At 68.8% G+C, this 22,171-nt stretch carries 15 protein-coding genes and 1 riboswitch; of the genes, 7 read left to right on the top strand and 8 right to left on the bottom strand.

Annotation, left to right across the window (positions count from 1 at the left end):
- Nucleotides 1–53: 53 nt before the first annotated feature.
- Together ACVCMB_RS08865 and ahcY are read right to left on the bottom strand one after the other, a co-directional pair.
- Nucleotides 54–1,115: a MurR/RpiR family transcriptional regulator gene (locus ACVCMB_RS08865; RefSeq protein ID WP_395120133.1), complete on the bottom strand. Its 1,062-nt coding sequence runs from the start codon at nt 1,113–1,115 to the stop codon at nt 54–56.
- Nucleotides 1,116–1,138: 23 nt separating this feature from the next.
- Nucleotides 1,139–2,578, bottom strand: coding sequence for an adenosylhomocysteinase (gene ahcY / locus ACVCMB_RS08860; protein ID WP_447106689.1), 1,440 nt, complete (start codon nt 2,576–2,578; stop codon nt 1,139–1,141).
- 81 nt (nt 2,579–2,659) lie between these two features.
- Nucleotides 2,660–2,763, bottom strand: a riboswitch (S-adenosyl-L-homocysteine riboswitch).
- Nucleotides 2,764–2,873: 110 nt separating this feature from the next.
- Here ahcY and ppc point away from each other — a divergent pair.
- The 7 genes from ppc to ACVCMB_RS08825 all read left to right on the top strand — a co-directional run bounded on the left by ppc (nt 2,874) and on the right by ACVCMB_RS08825 (nt 15,601).
- Nucleotides 2,874–5,579, top strand: coding sequence for a phosphoenolpyruvate carboxylase (gene ppc, locus ACVCMB_RS08855; RefSeq protein ID WP_447106688.1), 2,706 nt, complete (start codon nt 2,874–2,876; stop codon nt 5,577–5,579).
- A gap of 181 nt (nt 5,580–5,760) precedes the next feature.
- Nucleotides 5,761–7,008 (top strand): efflux RND transporter periplasmic adaptor subunit, encoded by a 1,248-nt coding sequence (locus ACVCMB_RS08850; protein ID WP_447106687.1) that lies wholly within the window; start codon nt 5,761–5,763, stop codon nt 7,006–7,008.
- 122 nt (nt 7,009–7,130) lie between these two features.
- Nucleotides 7,131–7,895: an ABC transporter ATP-binding protein gene (locus tag ACVCMB_RS08845; RefSeq protein ID WP_395120129.1), complete on the top strand. Its 765-nt coding sequence runs from the start codon at nt 7,131–7,133 to the stop codon at nt 7,893–7,895.
- A complete protein-coding gene (locus ACVCMB_RS08840; protein ID WP_447106686.1) occupies nt 7,892–10,333 on the top strand; it encodes an ADOP family duplicated permease in 2,442 nt (813 codons plus the stop codon). The genes ACVCMB_RS08845 and ACVCMB_RS08840 overlap by 4 nt, the downstream gene beginning before the upstream one ends.
- Nucleotides 10,334–10,335: 2 nt before the next feature.
- The gene (locus ACVCMB_RS08835; RefSeq protein WP_447106685.1) at nt 10,336–12,756 is read left to right on the top strand and encodes an ADOP family duplicated permease; all 2,421 of its coding nucleotides are present in this window, start codon (nt 10,336–10,338) and stop codon (nt 12,754–12,756) included.
- 105 nt (nt 12,757–12,861) lie between these two features.
- Nucleotides 12,862–14,259 carry a sigma-54-dependent transcriptional regulator gene (locus ACVCMB_RS08830; protein WP_447106684.1) on the top strand — a complete coding sequence of 466 codons (1,398 nt, stop codon included), beginning with the start codon at nt 12,862–12,864 and terminating at the stop codon, nt 14,257–14,259.
- Nucleotides 14,249–15,601, top strand: coding sequence for a sensor histidine kinase (locus tag ACVCMB_RS08825; RefSeq protein WP_447106683.1), 1,353 nt, complete (start codon nt 14,249–14,251; stop codon nt 15,599–15,601). Before ACVCMB_RS08830 ends, ACVCMB_RS08825 begins: the two co-directional genes overlap by 11 nt.
- A gap of 86 nt (nt 15,602–15,687) precedes the next feature.
- Here ACVCMB_RS08825 and ACVCMB_RS08820 read toward each other — a convergent pair whose 3' ends face one another.
- The 6 genes from ACVCMB_RS08820 to metK form a co-directional block, all read right to left on the bottom strand.
- Nucleotides 15,688–15,963: a GIY-YIG nuclease family protein gene (locus ACVCMB_RS08820; protein ID WP_395120123.1), complete on the bottom strand. Its 276-nt coding sequence runs from the start codon at nt 15,961–15,963 to the stop codon at nt 15,688–15,690.
- 4 nt (nt 15,964–15,967) lie between these two features.
- Nucleotides 15,968–16,597: a glutathione S-transferase family protein gene (locus ACVCMB_RS08815; protein WP_447106682.1), complete on the bottom strand. Its 630-nt coding sequence runs from the start codon at nt 16,595–16,597 to the stop codon at nt 15,968–15,970.
- 132 nt (nt 16,598–16,729) lie between these two features.
- A complete protein-coding gene (locus ACVCMB_RS08810; protein ID WP_447106681.1) occupies nt 16,730–18,592 on the bottom strand; it encodes an ATP-binding cassette domain-containing protein in 1,863 nt (620 codons plus the stop codon).
- Between the two features lie 55 nt (nt 18,593–18,647).
- Nucleotides 18,648–19,187 carry a hypothetical protein gene (locus tag ACVCMB_RS08805; RefSeq protein WP_395120120.1) on the bottom strand — a complete coding sequence of 180 codons (540 nt, stop codon included), beginning with the start codon at nt 19,185–19,187 and terminating at the stop codon, nt 18,648–18,650.
- A gap of 290 nt (nt 19,188–19,477) precedes the next feature.
- The gene (locus ACVCMB_RS08800) at nt 19,478–20,581 is read right to left on the bottom strand and encodes a GGDEF domain-containing protein (RefSeq protein WP_395120119.1); all 1,104 of its coding nucleotides are present in this window, start codon (nt 20,579–20,581) and stop codon (nt 19,478–19,480) included.
- A gap of 235 nt (nt 20,582–20,816) precedes the next feature.
- Nucleotides 20,817–22,013, bottom strand: a complete 1,197-nt coding sequence (metK, locus tag ACVCMB_RS08795) for a methionine adenosyltransferase (RefSeq protein WP_395120118.1) — start codon at nt 22,011–22,013, stop codon at nt 20,817–20,819.
- Between the last annotated feature and the right edge of the window lie 158 nt (nt 22,014–22,171).

Below are 22,171 nucleotides of genomic sequence, written 5' to 3'. Positions count from 1 at the left end.
CGATCATGGTTCCGCAGAAGCGCGGGGCCTCGGCCCGACGGTGCGCTGCGTGCTCAAGGCTCGATGTCGCCGCCCTTCTTGCGCTGCCCGCGCGCGGGTTTCCCGACGTGGCCGACGAATTCCTGGTAGAGGTCGGAGACGTGGGCCAGGCGTTGCTCCACGCGGTCGCCGAGCGCGAGAACCACGCCGTTGACCAGCAGCGCGAGCGCCGCGTGGATCGGAACGGTGGTGCCCCAGAAGATCCCGCTTTCCGTCGGCAATGCCAGGATGTGCGGCGTGTATTCGCTGGCCCAGTGGCAATACTTGTCGGTGATCATCACCAGCGGCAGCCCGCGCTGCCGGCAATGGCGGGCGAGCAGCTGTGCCTGGCGCGAGTAGCGGCGCGTCTCCACGATCACGACGCAATCCTTGTCGGTGCCATCGAGCAGCACCTCCGAGAAGCTTCCGGTAGCCAGGTCGGCCACCCGCACCCGCGGGCGCACGTATTGCAGGAAACTGGCGAAGTGGGCCGCAAGCCCGCGCTCGGTCTGGAATCCCACGATGTGCAGGGTCGAACAGTGCGCCAGGTGCGCGACGATATCCTGCCATTCGCGCGTTTCCGCGCGGCGGTAGACCTCGATGATGCCGGCGATGGTCAGGTCCAGGTCGCGTTGCAGCGCCGGTTCGCCGCTGCCGGTCTGCAGCATCGAGCGCAGGCCTTCGCCGATCGGCCATGGCGCGACGGCCACGTCGAACTTGAAAGCCGACTTCAGCTCGCGGAAGTTCCGGTAGCCGAGGCGACGGCAGAACCGGCCCACCGTCGCGGCGCTGATGGCGAGCTTGGCGGCGAGCGAGTTGGCGGTCTCGAACGGCACCGCCTGCCGGTTGGTGAGCAGGAAGTTTGCGATCACCCGTTCGGACGCGGTCATCCGGTCCATTTCACTGCGAAGCTGGCTGAACAATCGCCGGTCGGCGCTGCTTGGCTTTGGCGACATCGACGCCGTCTCCCGTGGGTTCGACCGTGTTGGATCGGTACGAAAGTATGATCCGGCGCGGCGCTGGCCGCACGGTGCACGCTGCCCGGTGGTGAGCCGGTGATGGCAGAACGGGCGCCTTGCGCGCCCGTTCTGCTGCAACCGACCGATGATCCGCTGGCGGCTCAGTAGCGGTAGTGGTCCGGCTTGTACGGGCCTTCCACCGGCACGCCGAGGTAGCCGGCCTGCTCCTTCGTCAGCGTGGTCAGCTTCACGCCGATCTTCTCCAGGTGCAGGCGGGCGACTTCCTCGTCCAGCTTCTTCGGCAGGATGTAGACCTTCGCCTCGTACTTGTCCTTGTTCGCCCACAGGTCGATCTGCGCCAGGGTCTGGTTGGAGAACGAGTTGGACATCACGAAGCTCGGGTGGCCGGTGGCGCAGCCGAGATTCACCAGGCGGCCTTCGGCGAGCAGGAAGATGGAGCGGCCGTCCTTGAAGGTGTACTTGTCCACCTGCGGCTTGATGTTGAGCTTCTCGACGCCGGCCATCGCGTTGAGCGCGTCGACCTGGATCTCGTTGTCGAAGTGGCCGATGTTGCAGACGATGGCCTGGTCCTTCATCGACTTCAGGTGCTCCAGCGTCAGCACGTCCTTGTTGCCGGTGGTGGTGACATAGATGTCGCCGCGGCCCAGCGTGGATTCGACCGTGTTGACCTCGAAGCCTTCCATCGCCGCCTGCAGCGCGTTGATCGGGTCGATCTCGGTGACGACGACGCGCGAGCCGTAGGCACGCAGCGAATGCGCGCAGCCCTTGCCCACATCGCCGTAGCCGCAGACCACGGCCACCTTGCCGGCCAGCATCACGTCCATCGCGCGCTTCAGGCCGTCGGCCAGCGACTCGCGGCAGCCGTACAGGTTGTCGAACTTGCTCTTGGTGACCGAGTCGTTGACGTTGATCGCCGGCACCAGCAGCGACTTCGCCTCGGCCAGCTGGTACAGGCGGTGCACGCCGGTGGTGGTCTCCTCGGAGACGCCCTTCCAGTCCTTCACCACGGTGTGCCAGTAGCCCGGGCGCTCGGCATGCACGCGCTTGAGCAGGTTCTTGATCACCTGCTCCTCGTGCGAGGAGGCCTTCTCGTCCACCCACTTCGAGCCGTTCTCCAGCTCGTAGCCCTTGTGGATCAGCAGCGTCACGTCACCGCCGTCATCGACCACCAACTGGGGCCCAAGGAAACCGCCCTTGCCGTCGGGGAAGGACAGCGCGTCCAGCGTGCAGTCCCAGTATTCCTCCAGCGTCTCGCCCTTCCAGGCGAACACCGGCGTGCCGGTGGCGGCGATCGCGGCGGCGGCATGGTCCTGGGTCGAGAAGATGTTGCACGAGGCCCAGCGCACGTCGGCGCCGATGTCCTTCAGCGTCTCGATCAGCACCGCGGTCTGGATCGTCATGTGCAGCGAGCCGGTCACGCGCACGCCCTTGAGCGGCAACGTGGCGGCGTGCTTCTTGCGGATCGACATCAGGCCCGGCATCTCGTGTTCGGCGATGTCCAGCTCCTTGCGGCCGAAATCGGCCAGCGAGATGTCGCGGATCTTGTAGTCCTGGTGGTTTTCTTTGAGTGCGGCGTTCATGAGTATCTCCGGTTAGTGCGGGGCTCTTGCGAAGGGTCCGGCCATGGCTGGCCGGTCTTTTCGCGAAGGGACTCGCGTACAGACAACCGGGCGCCGTTGTGGAACGTGCCGCGCCGAGCCTGGCCGATGCGTGGGGCTGCAGATGGATCTGCCTCACGCCAACGGTCGCAGCGCCCCTCGGCGGGCAGTGCAGCTTGCCATTGTAGCGGCAGACATAAGCTTATGCCCGCCGGCGTGGTGCCGCGGCCGCGCCGATTCGGTAGGCTGGGCGCTTGGCCGCAACGTGGAGCACGGCGTGGAGACAGATCGCGAGCCCGAATTCCTGCCGCACGACGGCCCGCTGCGCGAAGACGTGGGCCGGCTGGGTGCGATGGTCGGCCGGATGCTGGCCGAGCAGGGCGGCGAGGCGTTCTTCGAGCGGGTCGAACAGGTGCGCATCGCCGCGATCCGGCGGCGCGCCGAGGGCGCCTCGACCGACGAGCTGGCGCATTCGCTGGCCGGCCTGGAGCCCGACCGTGCCGAGGCGCTGGCGCGGGCGTTCGCCACCTATTTTCACGCGGTCAACACCGCCGAGCGGGTGCACCGCATCCGGCGCCGCCGCGACTACCAGCGCGAAAGCGACCAGGTGCAGCCCGAATCGCTGCTCGATGCGCTGGGCCAGCTGAAGGCGCAGGGCGTGGATGCGGCCGAATTGCTGGGCTGGCTCGATCGCCTGTGGATCGAGCCGGTGTTCACCGCGCATCCTACCGAGGCGGTGCGGCGCTCGCTGCTGGAGAAGGAGCAGGCGATCGTGCGCTCGCTGGTCGACGGCTTCGACCCCGCGCGCACGCCGCAGGAACGCGCCGCGGACGACGAGCGCATCTACATGGCCCTGTCCGCCGGCTGGCAGACCGCCGAGGCGTCGCCGATCCGCCCCACCGTGCAGGACGAGCACCACCACGTCGGCTTCTACCTCGCCAACCCCCTGTACCGCGTGGTGCCGGCGCTGTACGAGGCGCTGGCCGAAGCTCTGCAGGCGGTCTACGGCGTGGCGGTCGAGCTGCCGCGCCTGCTGGGCTTCGCCACCTGGGTCGGCGGCGACATGGACGGCAATCCGAACGTCGGCGCCGACACCATCGCCGCCAGCCTCGCCACCCAGCGCACGCACGTGATCGAGCACTACGTGGCGGATGTGGCCAACCTCGCGCGCCTGCTCAGCCAGACCGACAGCCGGGTGCAGGTGGCGCCGGCGTTGCAGCAGCGGCTGGCCGACTATCGCGAGCGCTTCCCGCGGGCCGCCGAGCGCATCCGCCCGCGCCACGCCGACATGCCGTATCGCTGCCTGCTCACCCTGATCGGCGCGCGGCTGGAAGCCAGCCTGCACGACGATGACGCCGACGGCTATGCCTCGGCCGCCGAACTGCAGGCCGACCTGCAGCTGATCGTCGACAGCCTGATCGCCCATCGCGGCCTGCACGCCGGCGCCTACGCGGTGCAGCGGCTGATCCGGCGCGTACGCACCTTCGGCCTGCACCTGGCGCGGCTGGACGTGCGCCAGGATTCGCGCGTGCACGACGACGCGCTGGCCGCGCTGCTGACCGACGAGGGCTGGGCCGCGCGGCCGGCCGCCGACCGCACGCGCCAGTTGCGCGACTATGCCAGCGGCGATGCACGCTTCGCGATCAGCCATGCCGAGGTGGTTACCACGCTGTACGACGTGTTCGCCACCCTGGGCGACACCCGCCGGCGTTACGGCAGCGAGGCGGTGGGGCTGTACATCATCAGCATGGCGCGCAGCGCGGCCGACGTGCTGGCGGTGCTGGCACTGGCGCGCTACGGCGGGCTGGTGCAGGACGACAACGTGCCGCTCAACATCGCGCCGCTGTTCGAGACGGTGGACGATCTGAAGAACGCGCCGGCCACCTTGCGGGCACTGCTCGATGACCCGGTCTATCGCCGCCACCTCGCCGCGCGCGGCGACCAGCAATGGGTGATGCTGGGCTACTCGGACAGCGGCAAGGACGGCGGCACGCTGGCCTCGCGCTGGGGTTTGCAACGCGCGCAGGTGGAGCTGCTGGAAGTGGCGCGTGCGGCGGGGATCGAGTTGGCGTTCTTCCACGGCCGCGGCGGCTCGGCCAGCCGCGGCGGCGTACGCATCGCGCCGGCGCTGATGTCCTCGCCGCGCGGATCGGTGGCCGGCGTGTTGCGGGTGACCGAGCAGGGCGAGGTGATCCACCGCAAGTACGGCATCCGCGCGCTGGCGCTGCGCAACCTGGAACAGACCGTCAGCGCCGTGCTGCGCGCCTCGCTGCGCCCGCGCGCCGACGATCCGCGCGAAGAGCGATGGCGCGCGCGGATGAACGTGTTGTCGGCAGCCAGCCGCGAGACTTACCGCGCCTTCGTCGAACACGCGCACTTCGTCGAGTACTTCCGCAGCGCCACGCCGATCGACGTGATCGAGCGCATGACCCTCGGCTCGCGCCCGGCCAGTCGCCGCAGCATGCGCGGCGTGCAGGACCTGCGCGCGATCCCGTGGGTGTTCGCGTGGACCCAGTGCCGCTCGATCCTGCCCGGCTGGTACGGCCTCGGCAGTGCGCTGGGCCACGGCGTGCGCGAGTTCGGCGAGGAGGCGATGGCCGAGATGGCCAGCGACTGGCCGTTCTTCAGCAACATGCTGGACGACGTGGAAATGGTGCTGGCCAAGTGCGACCTCGACATCGCCGAGGCGTTCTCGCGCCTGTCCGGGCCGCTGCACGAGGAAATGTTCGGCCTGGTCCGCGGCGAGTTCGAGCGCACCCGCCGCGTGCTGCTGCAGTTGAACGGGCACCGCACCCTGCTGCAGGACGCCCCGCGACTGGCCGCCTCGATCCGTCTGCGCAACCCGTACGTGGATCCGATGAGCCTGCTGCAGGTCGACCTGCTGCGGCGCTGGCGCGAGAGCGACCGCGAGGACGACGCGCTGCTGCAGGCCCTGGTCGCCTGCGTCAACGGCGTGGCGCAGGGGCTGCAGAATACCGGCTGAGCCCGGCAGCACGGGGCGTGGCCCGGTTCGCCGGGTCCGGGGCATCGCCACGGTGTGCGCGTACGAACCCGGACACGAGTGTCCGCTGGCGAACGACGCTGGCGCACCGCATGGCACGAAATCCCTGCATGGAGTGCGTTTGGCGCCGTGGCACGGGGCTTGCTCTCCTCGCCCCATGGACATGGCCAACCCCACCTTGAAACTGCGCAAGCGCCGGCGGCGTCTCCTGCTCGCCGCGGCGGTCGGCGTGCCCGTCGTGATGCTGGCCGTGTTGCTGCTGCGCCTCGGACCGGCGTTGCCGCGGGCCGATCGTGCCAGCCTGTGGATCGATACCGTGCAGCGCGGCGACATGCTGCAGGAGATCCGCGCCACCGGCACCCTGGTGCCGCGCACTTCGCGCTGGCTGGCGGCGGCCACCGCCGCCCAGGTGGACCGGATCCTGGTGTGGCCGGGCACGGTGGTGAAGCCGGACACCGTGCTGATGACCCTCGCCAACCCCGAAGTGCAGGACAGCCTGCGCAACGCCCAGGCCCAGGTGGCGGCGGCACGCGCCGACGTGGCCGCCCGGCGCGCCGAACTGCAGTCGCAGTTGCTCGACCACCGCTCGGCCCAGGCGCAGGCGCAGGCCGACTATGCCTCGGCCAAGGTCAAGGCCGACGCCGACGCCAAGGCCGTGGCCCGGCATCTGATTCCCGAGGTGCGCTACGAACAGGAACAGATCGCCCTGGCCCAGCTGAAGAACCGCATGCAGGTCGAACAGCAGCGCGTGCGGGCGTTCGGCGGCAGCATGCAGGCTCAGCTGGATGCGGTGCGGGCGAAACTGCTGCAGCAGCAGAGCAACCTGCAACTGCGCCAGCGCCAGGCCGATGCGCTCCGGGTGCGCGCCGGCATCGCCGGCGTGCTGCAGGAAGTGGCTGTGCAGGAAGGCGCCCAGGTCGCCACCGGTGCCAACCTGGCACGGGTGGCCCGCACCGACGTGCTGATCGCACGATTGCAGGTGCCCGAGGTGCAGGCCAAGGATGTATTGATGGGCATGGCGGTGAACGTGGATACCCACGACGGCGTGATCGCCGGCAAGGTCGAACGCATCGATCCGGCCGTGCGCGACGGCAGCGTGCGGGTGGATGTCACGCTCGCCGGCGCGCTGCCGCCGGGTGCGCGGCCCGATCTTTCCGTCGACGGCCGCATCCGCATAGCCGAACTGCACGACGTGCTGTCGGTAGGGCGTCCCGCGCTGGCTGCCGCCGGCAGCGACCTCAGCCTGTTTCGGCTGGATCCCGACGGCGACACGGCCACCCGCGTACCGGTACGCATCGGCAGCGCCTCGGTCGATCGCGTGCAGGTGTTGCGTGGATTGAAAACCGGCGACAAGGTCGTCCTGTCCGACACCAGCCAGTGGGACAAATATGACCGCCTGCGCCTGCGCTAACTGGGGTTGGAAGTGAGTGAAGAGGAGTGTGGCGTGAGAGAAAAGCCCGCACCCTCATGCTCCTCACTCACTTCTCACTTCTCTCCACTCACTCCTCACTCCTCATGTCTCTCGGTATCGTCATGAACCAGTCAACTAGCGTCATCACCCTCGACAGCATCCGCAAGGTATTCCAGACCGACGAGGTGGAAACCCATGCACTCGCCGACGTGCATCTGTCCATCGCGCGCGGCGAGTACGTCTCCATCTCCGGGCCGTCCGGCTGCGGCAAGACCACCCTGCTGTCGATCCTCGGCCTGCTCGACACCGCCAGCGCCGGCCGCTACGTGCTGAACGGGCATGACGTCGCGGCACTGAACGCGGCCGAGCGCGCGCGCATCCGCAATGCCGAGATCGGCTTCATCTTCCAGGCGTTCAACCTGATCGGCGACCTGAGCGTGCAGGAGAACGTCGAACTGCCGCTGACCTACCGCAACGGCATCGGCGCCGCCGAACGGCGCGAGCGCGTGCAGGAAGCACTCGAGCGCGTCGGCATGGCGCATCGCATGCGGCATTACCCGGCGCAGTTGTCTGGCGGCCAGCAACAGCGCGTGGCGGTGGCCCGCGCGCTGGTCGGCCGGCCGGCGATCCTGCTCGCCGACGAGCCCACCGGCAACCTCGACTCGCGCAACGGCGAGGCGGTGATGGCCCTGCTCGACGAACTGCACAAGGGCGGCGCTACCCTCTGCATGGTCACCCACGACGCGCGCTACGCGGAACTCGCCCAGCGCAAGATCCGCCTGTTCGACGGCCGCGTGGTCGACGAGGAAACCTACGAGCGCCTCCGCCACGAGGACGAGCAGCGGTTGGACGCGCTGATCGGCCAGCGCGTGGAAGTCGGCGCGTGAACGTCTGGCTTGCCGAGATCTGGCGCGCGTGGCGCGCCAGCCTGCGCCGGCCCGGCTTCCTGTTACTGGCCGGCGGCGTGCTGGCGCTCGGCGTCGGCGCCAGCGTGGCGGTAACCACGCTGATTCAGAACAGCTTGTGGCGACCCCTGCCGGTACCGCAGCCGTCGCGACTGGTGGTGCTGGGCCAGATCCGCGACACCACTCAGGTGGGCGGCATCTCGCCCCACGAATACCAGTACCTGGACAAGCTCGACGGCGTGGCCTCGCTGGGGTTGTGGTGGCCGGGTTCGATGGTGAATGTCGCCGGCGTGAGTGTGCCGGCGCAGGTGCCGCTGATCCGCATGGACAAGGGATTGCTGCCCACGCTGGATCTGCAGCCGGTGCTGGGGCGCAACTTCGATGCGCAGGAGGATCATCCGCACGGCCCGCCCGTGGTGATGCTCGGCTACGGCTTCTGGCTGCGCAGCTACGGCGGCGACCGCAGCGTGATCGGCCGCAGCCTGCAGGTGGAAGGCGTGCCGCACACCATCGTGGGTGTGCTGCCGGCCGCCTTCAACACCGTGCTTGGGTCGGGCGACGTGGTGCTGCCGACGGCGGTGCCGGTGGGCAGCCGCGATTACAGCCACAACGGCACTCTGGCGCTTGCACGGCTGGCACCCGGTGCCGACATCGCCGCCGTGTCGGCGCAAGCCGATGCGCGCGAGCGCACCATGTACCGCGACATGGGCATGGGCGGCAACTGGAAGAAGCCGCGCTTCGGCGCCCTGCATCTGGCGTCCGTCATGCGGCAGGACGCGCGGCCGATGCTGCTGCTGTTCATGACCAGCGCGGTGCTGGTGCTGCTGATTGCGCTGGTGAACCTCGCCAACCTGATGCTGCTGCGCGCGTTGTCGCGCAACCACGACGCCGCGGTGCGCGGTGCGCTGGGCGCACCGCTGTTGCGGCTGATACTCCCGGCCTTGGGCGAGGGCCTGCTGGTCGGTGGCGCTGGCGCGCTGGCGGGCATGGCGCTGGGGACGACTGGCCTGGCCTTGCTGCAAGGCTTCATTCCCGCCGAGTGGTTGTGGGGCGGTCGCCTGCATGTCCGTGCTTCGGCGTGGCTGCTGGCGTTCGCCGTGGGCATGCTCGGCGCGCTGCTGGCGGCGGGGCTCGCGTTGTGGCGCAGCCGCAGCGCGACGACGGTGGACGAATTGCGCGAGGGCGGCCGTAGCGGCATCGGTCTGCGCGGCGGGCGGCTGGGCCGCGTACTGGTAGTGGCGCAGGTGGCGTTGGCGACGGTGCTGCTGTGCGCGGCTGGCGTGTTCATGCATGGGCTCTATGACGCCTCGCGGATGCATCTTGGCTTTGCCGACAGCAATGTGCTCACCTTCGACCTGGCGCCGGTGCGGGCCGATTACCCGGATGTCGCCTCGGTGTGGGGCCTGTCGCGGCGGCTGGTGCAGCGGCTGCGCGTGATCCCGGGCGTCGCCGACGCCGTGGCGACCACGAACCTGCCTGCCAGCAACGGCATGATGGGTCAGCTGCAAACCACCCTGCACACCCCGGATGGGCGAGAGTTCGCGTCCCAGTACCACGGTATCGGGGACGACTTTTTCCGCTTGTTCTCCATCCCGTTACTCAAGGGGAGGGACTTCTCGCGTGACGACACGACAGGAGGCGAGCAGGTGGCCATCGTCAGCCAGGATCTGGCCGACAGGTTCTACGGCGGTCATGCGGTGGGCAAGCGGATCGAGATGACAGGCGTTGACGGCAAGCTTGTTTCGCTGCACATCGTCGGCGTAGTGGGCGCCACCTATCAGAAGGGGCCGTTGCAGCCCATGCAACCGGTGCTGTACGTGCCATTGGCGCAGGTACCCGATCCGGTGATGGCATTGGTCCGTCACCTGGAGCCGCTGCGCTTCGCGTTGCGCGGCCACGGCAACCCGATGGACTGGCAGGACGGCGTGCGCGCGGCGCTGGCCGAGATCGCGCCCGAGCAGCCGATCGCCAACTTGCGCACGATGCGGAACGTCGTGCAGCAGACCACCGCGAGCGCACGGCTCAGCCTGTGGCTGATCGGCTTGTTCGCCACGCTCGCGCTGCTGCTCGCCGCGGCGGGGCTGTACGCCGTGATGGCGGTGGCGGTGGCCACGCGCGAACGAGAGTTCGGCGTGCGCATGGCGCTGGGTGCCAGACCTTCGCGACTGCTGGAGCTGGTGCTGCGCGGCGGCTTGCTGCAGATTGCGGCGGGGCTGGCGCTGGGCATGGCCGGGGCGTGGCTGGTGGCACGTGCGGCATCGCAGGTGCTGATGGGATTGATTGGCCGCGCCGGTGCGCTGGACCCCCTGGTGATGGCCGGTGTGAGCGTGGTGCTTGCGTTCGCCGGCTTGCTGGCCTGCCTGTTGCCGGCGCTGCGAGCGGCACGCGTGGCGCCGATGCGTGCCTTGAGGGGAGAGTGACGATGATCGTGCGCGAACTTCGCGAGGCCTGGCGACGGCTGGCGCGGCGGCCCGGCTATGCGCTGCTCTCGGTGGCGGTGCTGGGCGTGGGGCTGGGGGTGACGCTGTTCCTGTTCAGCCTGGTCAACACGCTGATCCTCGAACCGTTGCCGGTACCGCATCCCGAACGCCTCATGGCGCTGGGCGAACCGTCGCACAGCGGCAACGGCATCGGCAGCCTCGACAGCGACCAGTACCTGGCCCTGCGCGACGGCCTGCGCAGCGCCGACGAGGTGGGTGCCTACGTCCCCATCGGCGCCGGCGTGGAGGAAAACGGCGGCGCGACGTACTACCCGGGCAGCCGCGTGACCGCCTCGATGATGCCGCTGCTGGGCGTCACGCCGCTGCTGGGGCGCGGCCTGCTGCCGTCGGACGAGGCGCCCGGCGCCGCGGACGTGGTGTTGCTGGGCGAGAACCTGTGGCGGCGTGGTTTCAAGGCCGATCCGCACATCGCCGGCCGCGCGGTGCGGATCAATGGCGAGTGGGCCACCGTGGTGGGCGTGCTGCCGGCAAGGGCGGCGCGCATGCCGGTCAGCGGCAGCGAGGTCTGGCTGCCGCTGAAGCTGCCGCCCGGGCAGCACCGCGATGTGTGGGGCGTGGTTCGCCTGGCGGCCAACCACCAGCTGGCGCAGGCGCGCGCGGAGCTGGACACGTGGGCGGCGCGCCTGCAGGCCGCGCTGCCAGCGGGGAAGCACACCCGTGGCGTCACGCTCAAACCGTGGAAGTTCAGCTTTGTGCCGGAGGACATGCGCCAGTGGGTATGGCTGATGTTCGGCGCCGCCGCGCTGGTGCTGCTGCTGGCCTGCGTCAACGTGGCCAACCTCCAGCTGGTGCAGACCCTGCAGCGGCGTCACGAGCTGGCGCTGCGCGGCGCCCTGGGCGGCAGTCGGATGCGACTGGTATCTGCGGCGCTGACGGAGAGCCTGCTGCTGAGCCTGGCCGCGCTGGCGGTGGCGCTGCCGATCGTGCACTGGGGCAACCGCTGGATCGTCTCGGTGTACTTCAACGATGCGTCGGGCGCCGCGCCCTTCCATCATTTCGGCCTCGACGGCCGGGTGCTCGTGGCGGCTTTCGTGGCTGCCGTGCTGAGCACCGCGCTGGCAGGCGTGATCCCCGCCTGGCGCGCCGCGCGCGCCGACCTGCAGGACGTGCTGCGCGACGGCGGCAAGGGTTCGGGTGCCGGCTTCGCCCGCGTGGCCCGGGTCATGGTGGTGGCGGAAGTCGCGCTGACCGTGGTGCTGCTGGTGGGGGCGGGCACCTTCGTGCGCGCGGTGGGCAGCGTGCTGTCGCAGCCGGTGGCCGGTGCGGCGCATGCGACGCAGGTGCTCACCGCCGATGTGATGCTGCCGGCGGCCAGCTACACCGACGATGCGCGGCGCATCCGCTTTTTCGACGCGGTGGGCGAACACCTGCGCCAGGATGCGGGCGTGGTCGACGCCACCGGATCGGATACCGTGCCCGGCGCGGTGCTGGGCAGCCACGAGGACGTCTCGCTGCCGGGCCACCCGCAGCCCGCGGAGGGCTGGCCGCGCGCGCAGATGGGTATCGTCGATCCGCATTTCCTCGGGACCTACGGCGTTCACCTGCGGGCAGGCCGCTTCTTCGACACGCGCGACCGTGCGCACAGCGCACCGGTGGCCGTGGTCGACGCGAAGATGGCGACCGCGATGTGGCCGCACGACAACGCCGTGGGCCGCAAGCTGGTGTTGTGGCCCGGCCGTCCGTTTGCCGCCACGCTGACCGTGATCGGCGTGATCGAGCCGTTGCAGCTGGATGGCGTGCTGGAAAAGCCGCGACCGGGCCTGCTGCTGCCGCTGGACCAGTCGGCCGGCCAGTTGCCGCTGCATGCCGTGGGCCTGGCGGTGCGCGCGCACGTCGCCGGCGGCGTTTCCGCGCAGCAACTGGCCGATGCCGTGCACGCGGTCGAGCCGCAGGCGGCGGTGTACGGCGTGCGAAGCCAGGCCGCCGCGATGGCCGAGGCGCGGGCGGGATTGACCGTGCTCAGTACCGTGTTCGGCGCGCTGGGGCTGGTCGCGCTGTTGCTGGCCGGCGCGGGACTGTATGGCGTGCTGGCGTTCTCGGTGGCCCAGCGTACCCGCGAGATCGGCATCCGCCGTGCCATCGGTGCGGGCAGCCGCGCGATCGTGCGCGAGGTCGGGCGGCAATTGCTGTGGCAGCTCGGGCTGGGGCTGGGCATCGGCCTGCTGCTGGCATGGCTGTGGTCGGCGCTGCTGGCCGATCCCGGGCTGCACACGCAGGCGCACGATCCGCGGGTGTTCGCCCCGGTCCTGTTGACCGTGTTGCTGGTGGCGCTGATCGCTTCGCTGGTGCCGCTGTTGCGCGCGCTGCGCGTCGACCCCGCGATCGCGCTGCGCTACGAGTGACGCGATGCTTCTTGCAGTAGTCCGCTCGCGAGCCATGCGCTTGATCTTTCGATCGCCCGCCAAAAGCATCGCCCGCGAGCGGGCTCCTACCCTATGCTGGAAGACATGACACGCGAAACCCATCCCCTCGTGCTGCTGGTCGACGACCAGGCCGACGTGCGCGAGGCGCTGCGCCTGCTGCTGAAGTCCGAGGGCATCGCCAGCGTCGGCGTCGACGGCCCGACGGCGGCGCGGGAGGCGGTGCGCCAGCGCGAGTTCAGCTGCGCGCTGATCGACCTCAACTACACCCGCGACACGACCTCGGGCGAGGAGGGCCTGGCCCTGCTCGATGCGTTGCGCCAGCACGCGCCGGAGTTGCCGGTGGTGGTGATGACCGCGTGGGGCAACGTGCCGCTGGCGGTGGATGCATTGCGCCGCGGTGCCGGCGATTTCATCGAGAAACCGTGGGACAACACCCGTGCGCTCAGCATCGTGCGCACGCAGATTGCATTGGGCGAAGGTGCGCGACGGCAGCGTCGGCTGGAAGCGGAGAACGCATTGTTGCGCGGCGGCGGCGAGGCGCTGATCGCCGAGTCGCCGGCGATGCGGCGGGTGATGGAGCTGGTGGCCCGGGTCGCTCCCAGCGACGCCAATGTGCTGGTGCTGGGTGAAAACGGTACCGGCAAGGGCGTGATCGCCCAGGCTTTGCATGCGCAGTCGCGTCGCGCGGCGAAAGCGCTGGTCAAGGTCAACATGGGCGGCATCGCCGAGAACGTGTTCGAGTCGGAGATGTTCGGCCACGTGCGCGGCGCGTACACCGACGCCAAGAGCGAGCGCATCGGCCGCTTCGAACTGGCCGACGGCGGCACGCTGTTTCTCGACGAGGTGGGCAACGTGCCGGCGTCGCAGCAGCCGAAGTTGCTGCGCGTGCTGGAGGATGGCGAGTTCGAGCGGCTTGGTTCCTCGCGCACGCAAAGCGTGGACGTGCGGCTGGTCTCGGCGACCAATGCCGATCTTGCCGCCGAGGTGGTGGCCGGCCGTTTCCGCAAGGATCTGCTGTATCGCCTCAACACGCTGGAGATCTACCTGCCGCCGTTGCGCGAGCGTCGCGACGACGTCCTGCCGCTGGCGCGCTGCTTTCTCGAACGCAGCGCGGCGCGCTACGGCCGCCACGGCCTGCGGCTGGCGCCGTCGGCCGAGCGCGCCCTGCTGGCGTGGCGCTGGCCGGGCAACGTGCGCGAACTGGGCCACCTGATGGAACGCGCCGCGCTGCTGGCCGAGCAGGACCTGGTCAGCGACTCGGCGCTGGCCTTCGGTCCCGGCTCGGCGGGGGCGGAATCCGCGTCCGGTATCGATGGCATGACCATCGACCAGGCCGAGGCGCACCTGGTGCGGCGGGCGCTGGAACGCCACGGCGGCAACCTGCAGCACGCCGCCGACGCACTCGGCATCACCCGCCAGACCCTGTACCGGCGCATGGAAAAGTACGGGCTGCGCGATCCCTCGTCCGACGATGCCGACTGATTCCGCCCGCCGCCGCGGCCGCCTGCCCGCGTTCGAGCGGCGCGTGCTGCTGGGCAACTGGCTGGTGGCGCTGCCGGCCCTGCTCGGCGTGGCCGTGTTGTTGCTGGCCGGCGTGCCCGGGCGTGCGTTGTGCTGGTTGCTGGTCTTTGTGGTCGTGGTGGCCACCGCGTCGATCGCGCGCTGGCAGCACCGGCGCGTGGTGTATCCGCTGTACACCCTGGCCGGCTTGTTGGAAGCGCTGCGCGAGGGCGACTACAGCATGCGCGGCGTGCGGGGTGGCGTGCTCGGCGACGCGATCTACGACATCAACGCACTGGCCGATCGGCTGCAGAAGGAGCGCCTGCAGTTCGAGGATTCCGCGCGCCTGCTCGGCAAGACGTTGGCTGCGCTGGACAGCGCCGTGCTGGTGTTCGACCACGAAGCGCGGCTGCGGCTGCTCAATCCGGCCGCGCAGCGCCTGCTCGCCGGCGAGCGGCACGCGCTGATCGGCCGCCGCGCCGATGAGCTGGCACTCGACGCGCTGCTGGCCGCACCGTCGGCACAGGTGGTGCGGCACACATTCCCCGGCCGCAGCGGCCGCTTCGACATCCGCCATTCGCCGTTGCGCAACGAAGGCCGCAGCGGCCAGTTGCTGGTAATCAATGATGTTGGCCGGGTGTTGCGCGAAGAAGAACGCCAAGCCTGGCAACGCCTGCTGCGCGTGCTCGGCCACGAGGTCAACAACTCGCTGGCCTCGATCAGCTCGCTGGCCGGCACACTGGCCACCCTGATCGCGCGCGAACCGCTGGCCGAGGACTGGCGCGACGACGCACGCGGCGGCCTGCAGGTGATCGGCAACCGCGCCGAATCGCTGGCGCGTTTCCTGGCCGGCTACAGCCGGCTCGCCGCGTTGCCGCCGCCGCAGAAGCGCGAGCTGGACCTGGCCGTGCTGGTGCCGGCGGTGGCGCGGCTGGAACAACGCATGATCGTGACCGTGGAGCAGGGCGCGCCGCTGCCGGTGCAGGCTGATCCCGACCAGCTCGAACAGGCGCTGATCAACCTGCTGCGCAACGCCGTTGAAGCAAGCCTGTCCACCGGTGGCGCCGTGCTGATGCGCTGGCGCAGCGAGGGTGGGCGCGCGCTGATCGACATTCTCGACGACGGTCCGGGTTTGCCCGCCAGCGACAACCTGTTCGTGCCGTTCTTCACCACCAAGCCCGGCGGCTCCGGCATCGGCCTGGCCCTGGTGCGGCAGATCGCCGAAGCGCACGAAGGTGGCGTCAGCCTCACCGCCCGCGACGGCGCAGGCGCCATCGCGAAACTGTGGCTACCCAACCGTCCGCTGTCGCAGGAGGCCCACTAGCTGGCGATGCCTCGGGGCGGGATGACCAAAAGTATGGAGGGTAGTGACCGCCGGCTCCGGCAAAGTGCGGCGGGCAGTGCCCGCCCCTACGGATCGAGGCTCGCCTGCAGCGCTGCGATGCGCTGGGCGCGCGGCAGCTTCTTCCATGCCATTTCCAGTCGCAATGCATCGCCGTGGTCGGTGACCCAGACCCAGCCCAGCAATCGCTTCGGCGGGTTGGACCGGGTGAAGCGGGCGCCCTTGCCGGCGAGATGTTTCGCGTAGCGTTGTTCGGGGTCGCGGGCGATGCCGGTGTAGACGCGGCCGTCGGCGCATTCGAGCAGGTAGACGGCCCAGGCGTCCGTGCCGGGGGCGTCGCTCATGGACTCAGGCCCACTCGATCAGGCCCTCGGCATCGCAGACCTGTTTCCACGACGGCCGTGCCTTCAGGCGCGTGGCCAGTGCGGCCAGCTGCGGCCATTCGGTGGCGGGCTTGGGCATGTTGCGCGACCAGCGCATCAGCATCAGGGCGTAGAGGTCGACCACGCTGAAGCGGTCGCCGAGCATGTACGGGCCATGCGCGGCGAGATGGGCGTCGATCTTCGTCCAGCATTTTTCGATGCCGGCGCGGGCGGCCTGCTTGATCGTGTCGGCACCGTCGGCCAGGTGTTCGCCGGGGTAGAACCACTGGCGGAACAGTGGCTGCAGGTTGTTGGCGAAGTACAGCATCCATTGCAGGTAGTCGGCGCGCTGCGCGCTGCCGGGGACGGGCGTCAGTGCCGCCTCGGGATGCCTCTCGGCCAGCAGCAAGGCAAGCGCTGCCGCCTCGCCGTGCGGTTGGCCGTCGACCAGCAGGGTGGGCACCACGCCGTTCGGGTTGATCGCCAGGTACGCGGCGCTGCGCTGTTCGCCCTTGTCGAGATCGATGCGCTTGAGCTCGTGCGGGACACCGATTTCGAGCAGGGCGAGGTGCACCAGCAGGTTGGCCGAACCCGGGGCGTAGTAGAGCGTGTACATGCGTGGCAGTCCGTGGGAAAGATCCCCGAATGATACGCCGGGAGGAAGGGCGAGAAGTGAGTGGAGAGGAGTGAGAAACGAGAGAAAGCACATGAGCGGGAGGTCTCTGCTTTGCGCTCACTCCTGCTTCGCTCAGCCATCCAATTCCGACCAGCGCGCGTAGACTGCATCCAGTTCGGCCTGCAACTTCACCAGCGCCTCGTTCGCCTTGACGATGGCCGCGCTGTCCTGCTGGAAGAAGGCCGGCTCGTTCATCGCCGCGGTGCGCGCGGCGATATCGCCTTCCAGTTGCTCGATGCGCTTCGGCAGTTGCTCCAGCTCGTGCTGTTCCTTGAAGCTGCGTTTGCGCTTTGCCGCCACGGGCGCCGCAGGTGTCGGAGCCGGCGCGGCGGCCTTGCCGGTGGCCGGGGTGCTGCGTGCGGTGGGCCGCTGGCGCAGCCAGTCGCTGTAGCCGCCCACGTATTCGCCGATGCGGCCTTCCCCTTCCAGCACCAGGGTGCTGGAGACCACGTTGTCGAGGAAGGCGCGGTCGTGCGAGACCAGCAGCAGGGTGCCCTGGTAGTCGGTCAGCAGTTCTTCCAGCAGCTCCAGCGTCTCGACGTCGAGGTCGTTGGTCGGTTCATCCATGACCAGCAGATTCGACGGCTGCGCGAACAGCTTGGCCAGCAGCAGGCGGTTGCGCTCGCCGCCGGAGAGGCGGGTGATCGGCGCGCGGGCGCGTTCGGGCGAGAACAGGAAATCCTGCAGGTAGCCGATGATGTGCTTGCGCTGGCCGTTGAGCTCGATGAACTCGCGGCCCTCGGCCACGTTGTCCAGCGCATTGAGCTTGTCGTTGAGCTGCAGCCGGTGCTGGTCGAAGTAGGCGATTTCGATGTTGGTGCCCAGCTCGGCGGTACCGCGCAGCGGGGTGAGTTCGCCCAGCATGATCTTCAGCAGGGTGCTCTTGCCGGCGCCGTTGGGGCCGATGATGCCGATGCGGTCGCCGCGCATCACGGTGGTCGTGAGGTCGTCGATCAGCACGCGACCGTCGTAGGCCTGGTGCACGTGCCTGAGCTCGATCACCTTCTTGCCCGAAGCCTGCGCGCTGGCCGCCGTCATCTTCACGTTGCCACCCAGCTCGCGGCGTTGCGCACGTTCCGCACGCAGCGCCTTCAGCGCGCGAACGCGGCCTTCGTTGCGGGTGCGCCGGGCCTTGATGCCCTGGCGGATCCACACTTCTTCCTGCGCCAGCTTCTTGTCGAACAGCGCGTTCGCCTGCGCCTCGGCGTGCAGGCGTTCCTCGCGCCGGCGCAGGTAGTTGTCGTAGTCGCCCGGCCAGTCGGTGAGCGCGCCGCGGTCGATCTCGACGATGCGGGTGGCCAGCGCGCGCAGGAAGCTGCGGTCGTGGGTGACGAACAGGATGCTGCCGGCGAACTGCTTGAGGAAGGTTTCCAGCCAGCCGATCGCCTCGATGTCGAGATGGTTGGTCGGTTCGTCCAGCAGCAGCACGTCCGGCTTGCGCACCAGTGCCTGCGCCAGCAGCACGCGGCGCTTCATGCCGCCGGACAGCGCGGCGAAGTCGGTCTCGCCGGGCAATTCGAGCTGGGTCAGCACGTCGCTGACGCGGCGGTCCAGGTCCCAGCCGTGCTGCGCCTCGATCTCGTGTTGCACGTCACCCAGCGCGTCGAAGTCGCCTTCGGCCAACAGGTGGTGGTAGCGCGCCAGCAGCCGACCGAGATCGCCCAGCCCTTCGGCGACCACGTCGAACACGCTGCCCGCCGTGCCCTGCGGCACTTCCTGCGCCATCCGCGCGACCACCACGCCGTTCTGGATGCGCACCTCGCCGTCGTCGGCGTGCAGCTCGCCGGCGATCAGCTTCATCAGGGTGGATTTGCCTTCGCCGTTGCGGCCGACGATGCACACCCGCTCGTTCGCCTCGATCGACAGATCGACGTGTTCGAGCAGGAGCGGGCCGCCGATGCTGAAGTCGACGCGTTGCAATTGGATAAGGGACATCCGCCCATTGTACTTGGCAGCGACGTTGCGGCGTGACCGGCGGCGCCCGGGCCGGCTATTGGACGTGCGGGCAAGCCCGGTCGGGAATGCGCGAGTCGCAAACCTTGACCGTGGCGAAGTACCGGGCCCAGCGCACGGTCTGCTCCGTGGTCGGCTCGGCATGCACCGCGTGCTGCACGACATAACTGCTGTCGTTGCCGTTGATCATCTTGAACCAGGTGGTTTCCGGCGGCTTCTTCCGGTCGAAGTACGAGCAGGTCTGCAGCCAGAACGCGAACTTGTAGCCGTTCTCGGTGCCACTGGCGATCGGAACCGTGTCGGCCATGTCGCAATCCTTGCGGAAGCTTTGCCCCACGCGCTCGACATAGGCATCGATCGGCAGGTTACCGCCGCCGTAGAGGACGAGCATCGTATGGATCTCGCTCCAGTGATCGAGCGTCTCGCCGCTGGGGATCATCTCGGAGATCGCCACGGAACCCTTTTGATTGTGGTAGGCGGGAACGAAGCCGTCGGGGAGCGACATCAGCAGGTTCTCGCCTTCCATTTGCCCGGTCTGCGCCGCAGCGAGCGGGGGCGCCAGCGCCAGCAGAAGCACGGCAGTCAGGGCAAAGGGATGGTGGCGGCGCGGGACTGAAGGCATGCGGCTTCCTTGCGATCTGCATTGGTGGAAAGTTCAGCATGAGTCCGGCGGAACGGGCGTGGAATCGGTGCGGCGCGCGGATGGGCGTAGGGCAATGCTGCCCGCGGCGGCAAAGAAATCCGCGATGATCGCGCCGGTGCGCGTCGTGCCGCGGGACGGTGAGGGCGTGCGACGGAGAAACGAAACGGGCCGCGCAAGGCGGCCCGTTTCGTCCGGTGCGCGATGCTCGCGCACAGGGTTCGCTTCTACAGCTCCGCATCCTTGCCCAGCAGTGCCGCGGATCTCACGCCCTCGGCCCGGTTGCGTCCCTGCTGCTTGGCGGCGTAGAGGGCCATGTCGGCGCGCTTGAACAGGCTCTCGGCGGTGTCTCCGGCGGTAACGCTGGCCACGCCGCAACTGATGGTGATGGCGAGCTCCCCGATCAGCGGTTGCGCGGCAATGTGGGCGCAGAGGGCCTCGGCCCTGCGCAGGCTGTCGGCGGGGCCGGTTTCCGGCAGGATGACGACGAACTCCTCGCCGCCCCAGCGCCCCAGCGTGTCCACGTCGCGCAGCGTTTCTTTCGCGCGGATGGCCAGCGCCAGCAGCGCCTGGTCGCCGACCTTGTGGCCGAAGCGGTCGTTGATGCTCTTGAAGTGGTCGACGTCGACCATGATCAGCGCGAACGCGCGTCCGTAGCGGGCGAAGCGCACCAGCTCGAACTCGAGGATCTCCGCGAGCCGCCGCCGGTTGGGCAGCCGGGTGAGCACGTCGGTGTTGGCCAGCTGTCCCAGTTCGTCGACGGTGAGCTGTGCGATCTGCAGGCGCTGCTGGTAGCTGGAGAAGAAGTACAGCGCCGCCACCAGCACGGCGGACACGATGTGCAGCTGGATGGTGAAGTTGCCGTCGGGCTGCTCGGGGTGGTGGATCAGGTACGGCAGGCTGATCGCCAGCAACAGCGCCTGGACCGCCAGCGAGATCCTCAGCCCGGTCTTGTGGCTGGTGAGCATGAACGCCAGGACATAGATGACCGGGATCCACAGATACAGCGGCTTGAGGTCGATGCGGGCTCCGTACACGGGAAAATACAGCCGCAACACCATGCAGCCGGCGCAGATGACGGCGGCAAAGACCAGGCAACTGGTGTCGATGATGCGTTGCGTCAGCAGGCGCTGGCGGACGATGACGAACATCACCGGATGGAAAACGATGTTCGCGCCAAGCACCGCGCGCAGCGCAGTCGATGACGCGCCACGCCACTCGAGCAGGGTCCATGCGATGAGCGTGCTGACCCAGCTCAGGATCAACACCACCATCAGCACGACACGCTTGGGATGCTCCGCGTCGTGCCGGGTCGGGTCGTCTCTCGTCATGGGCGGTTATCGGCCGGGCATGGGGCTGGCTTGACCTCGCTCCGGACCCATGGCGTGCATCTGTGGCGGGATGTCATGCGGCTGGGAAATCCTGGAAGTCGTCGGCGTCAGGTCGTACGGGGCGGATGATCCGGGGGATCCACCCAAGCGGGCCCCTGGCCAGCCTAAAACAAAACAGGCCGCACGGAGGCGGCCTGTTTCGGTGAGCGTGCGGAATTTGCCCGCGGGTCCGTTGTTACAGCTTCGCATCCTTGCGCAGCGCCTCGGCGCGGTCGGTCTTTTCCCACGAGAAGGTGGTGTAGGACTTGCCGTTGGCGTCCTTGACCACCTGCGGGGTGCGACCGAAGTGGCCGTAGCTGGCGGTCTGCTGGTACATCGGGTGGATCAGGTCGAGCATCTGCAGGATGCCGTACGGACGCAGGTCGAAGTGCTTGCGGATCAGCTTCTCGATCTTCTCGTCGCTGATCTTGCCGGTGCCGAAGGTGGTGACCGAGATCGAGGTCGGATGCGCCACGCCGATCGCGTAGCTCACCTGCACCTCGCAGCGGTCGGCGATGCCGGCGGCGACGATGTTCTTCGCCACGTAGCGCGCGGCGTAGGCGGCCGAGCGGTCGACCTTGGACGGGTCCTTGCCGGAGAACGCGCCGCCGCCGTGGCGGGCCCAGCCGCCGTAGGTGTCCACGATGATCTTGCGGCCGGTCAGGCCGCAGTCGCCCACCGGGCCGCCGATGACGAACTTGCCGGTCGGGTTGATGTGGATCTTGGTGGCCTTGTGCATCAGCTTGGCAGGCAGCACGGGCTTGAGGATGTGCTCGCGCACGGCCTCGACCAGGTCCTTCTGCTTGACCGACGGGTCATGCTGGGTCGACAGCACCACGGCGTCGATCGCGGTGGCCACGCCGTTCTCGTAGCGCAGGGTGACCTGGCTCTTGGCGTCCGGGCGCAGCCACGGCAGCGGCGAATTCTTCCGCTTGCGGATCTTCGCCTGCTGCTCGACCAGCCGGTGCGAGTAGTAGATCGCCGCCGGCATGAAATCCTTGGTCTCGTTGGTGGCGTAGCCGAACATCAGGCCCTGGTCGCCGGCGCCCTGGTCTTCGGGGTTCTTGCGGTCCACGCCCTGGTTGATGTCCGGCGACTGCTTGCCGATCAGGTTGATCACGCCGCAGGTGGCGCCGTCGAAGCCGACGTGGCTGGAGTCGTAGCCGATGTCGAGGATCACCTTGCGGGTGATCGCCTCGAGGTCGATCCAGGCGCCAGTGGTGATTTCGCCGGCGACGATCGCCACGCCGGTCTTGACCATGGTTTCGCAGGCCACGCGGGCGCGCGGGTCCTGCGCGATGATCGCGTCCAGCACGGCGTCGGAGATCTGGTCGGCGACCTTGTCCGGATGGCCTTCGGAGACCGATTCGGAGGTGAACAGGTAGTTGGACATCGCGGTTTATATCCCTTTGTACGGATAGAAAGATAAAAGAGGTCGGGCATGATACATCGACCACTTCGACTTTGCAGCCTCCCCGTCCGCGGGGCGCGGCGGGGGTGGGTTTCCGTTCAGCCGTATGGACGGCCGAACGGGTTGGCGTCGCGCGTTGG

It is taken from the genome of Rhodanobacter sp. UC4443_H10, assembly GCF_052978325.1.
Note: the sequence above shows the minus strand (reverse complement) of the source record. Positions and strands in the feature narration are given on the sequence as shown.

Bases quoted from the DNA above. Each gene is read 5' to 3' on its own strand.
- ahcY (WP_447106689.1), bottom strand. From the start codon at position 2,578: ATGAACGCCGCACTCAAAGAAAACCACCAGGACTACAAGATCCGCGAC.
- ACVCMB_RS08850 (WP_447106687.1), top strand. From the start codon at position 5,761: ATGGCCAACCCCACCTTGAAACTGCGCAAGCGCCGGCGGCGTCTCCTG.
- ACVCMB_RS08845 (WP_395120129.1), top strand. From the start codon at position 7,131: ATGAACCAGTCAACTAGCGTCATCACCCTCGACAGCATCCGCAAGGTA.
- ACVCMB_RS08835 (WP_447106685.1), top strand. From the start codon at position 10,336: ATGATCGTGCGCGAACTTCGCGAGGCCTGGCGACGGCTGGCGCGGCGG.
- ACVCMB_RS08830 (WP_447106684.1), top strand. From the start codon at position 12,862: ATGACACGCGAAACCCATCCCCTCGTGCTGCTGGTCGACGACCAGGCC.
- ACVCMB_RS08825 (WP_447106683.1), top strand. From the start codon at position 14,249: ATGCCGACTGATTCCGCCCGCCGCCGCGGCCGCCTGCCCGCGTTCGAG.
- ACVCMB_RS08820 (WP_395120123.1), bottom strand. From the start codon at position 15,963: ATGAGCGACGCCCCCGGCACGGACGCCTGGGCCGTCTACCTGCTCGAA.
- ACVCMB_RS08815 (WP_447106682.1), bottom strand. From the start codon at position 16,597: ATGTACACGCTCTACTACGCCCCGGGTTCGGCCAACCTGCTGGTGCAC.
- ACVCMB_RS08810 (WP_447106681.1), bottom strand. From the start codon at position 18,592: ATGTCCCTTATCCAATTGCAACGCGTCGACTTCAGCATCGGCGGCCCG.
- ACVCMB_RS08800 (WP_395120119.1), bottom strand. From the start codon at position 20,581: ATGACGAGAGACGACCCGACCCGGCACGACGCGGAGCATCCCAAGCGT.
- metK (WP_395120118.1), bottom strand. From the start codon at position 22,013: ATGTCCAACTACCTGTTCACCTCCGAATCGGTCTCCGAAGGCCATCCG.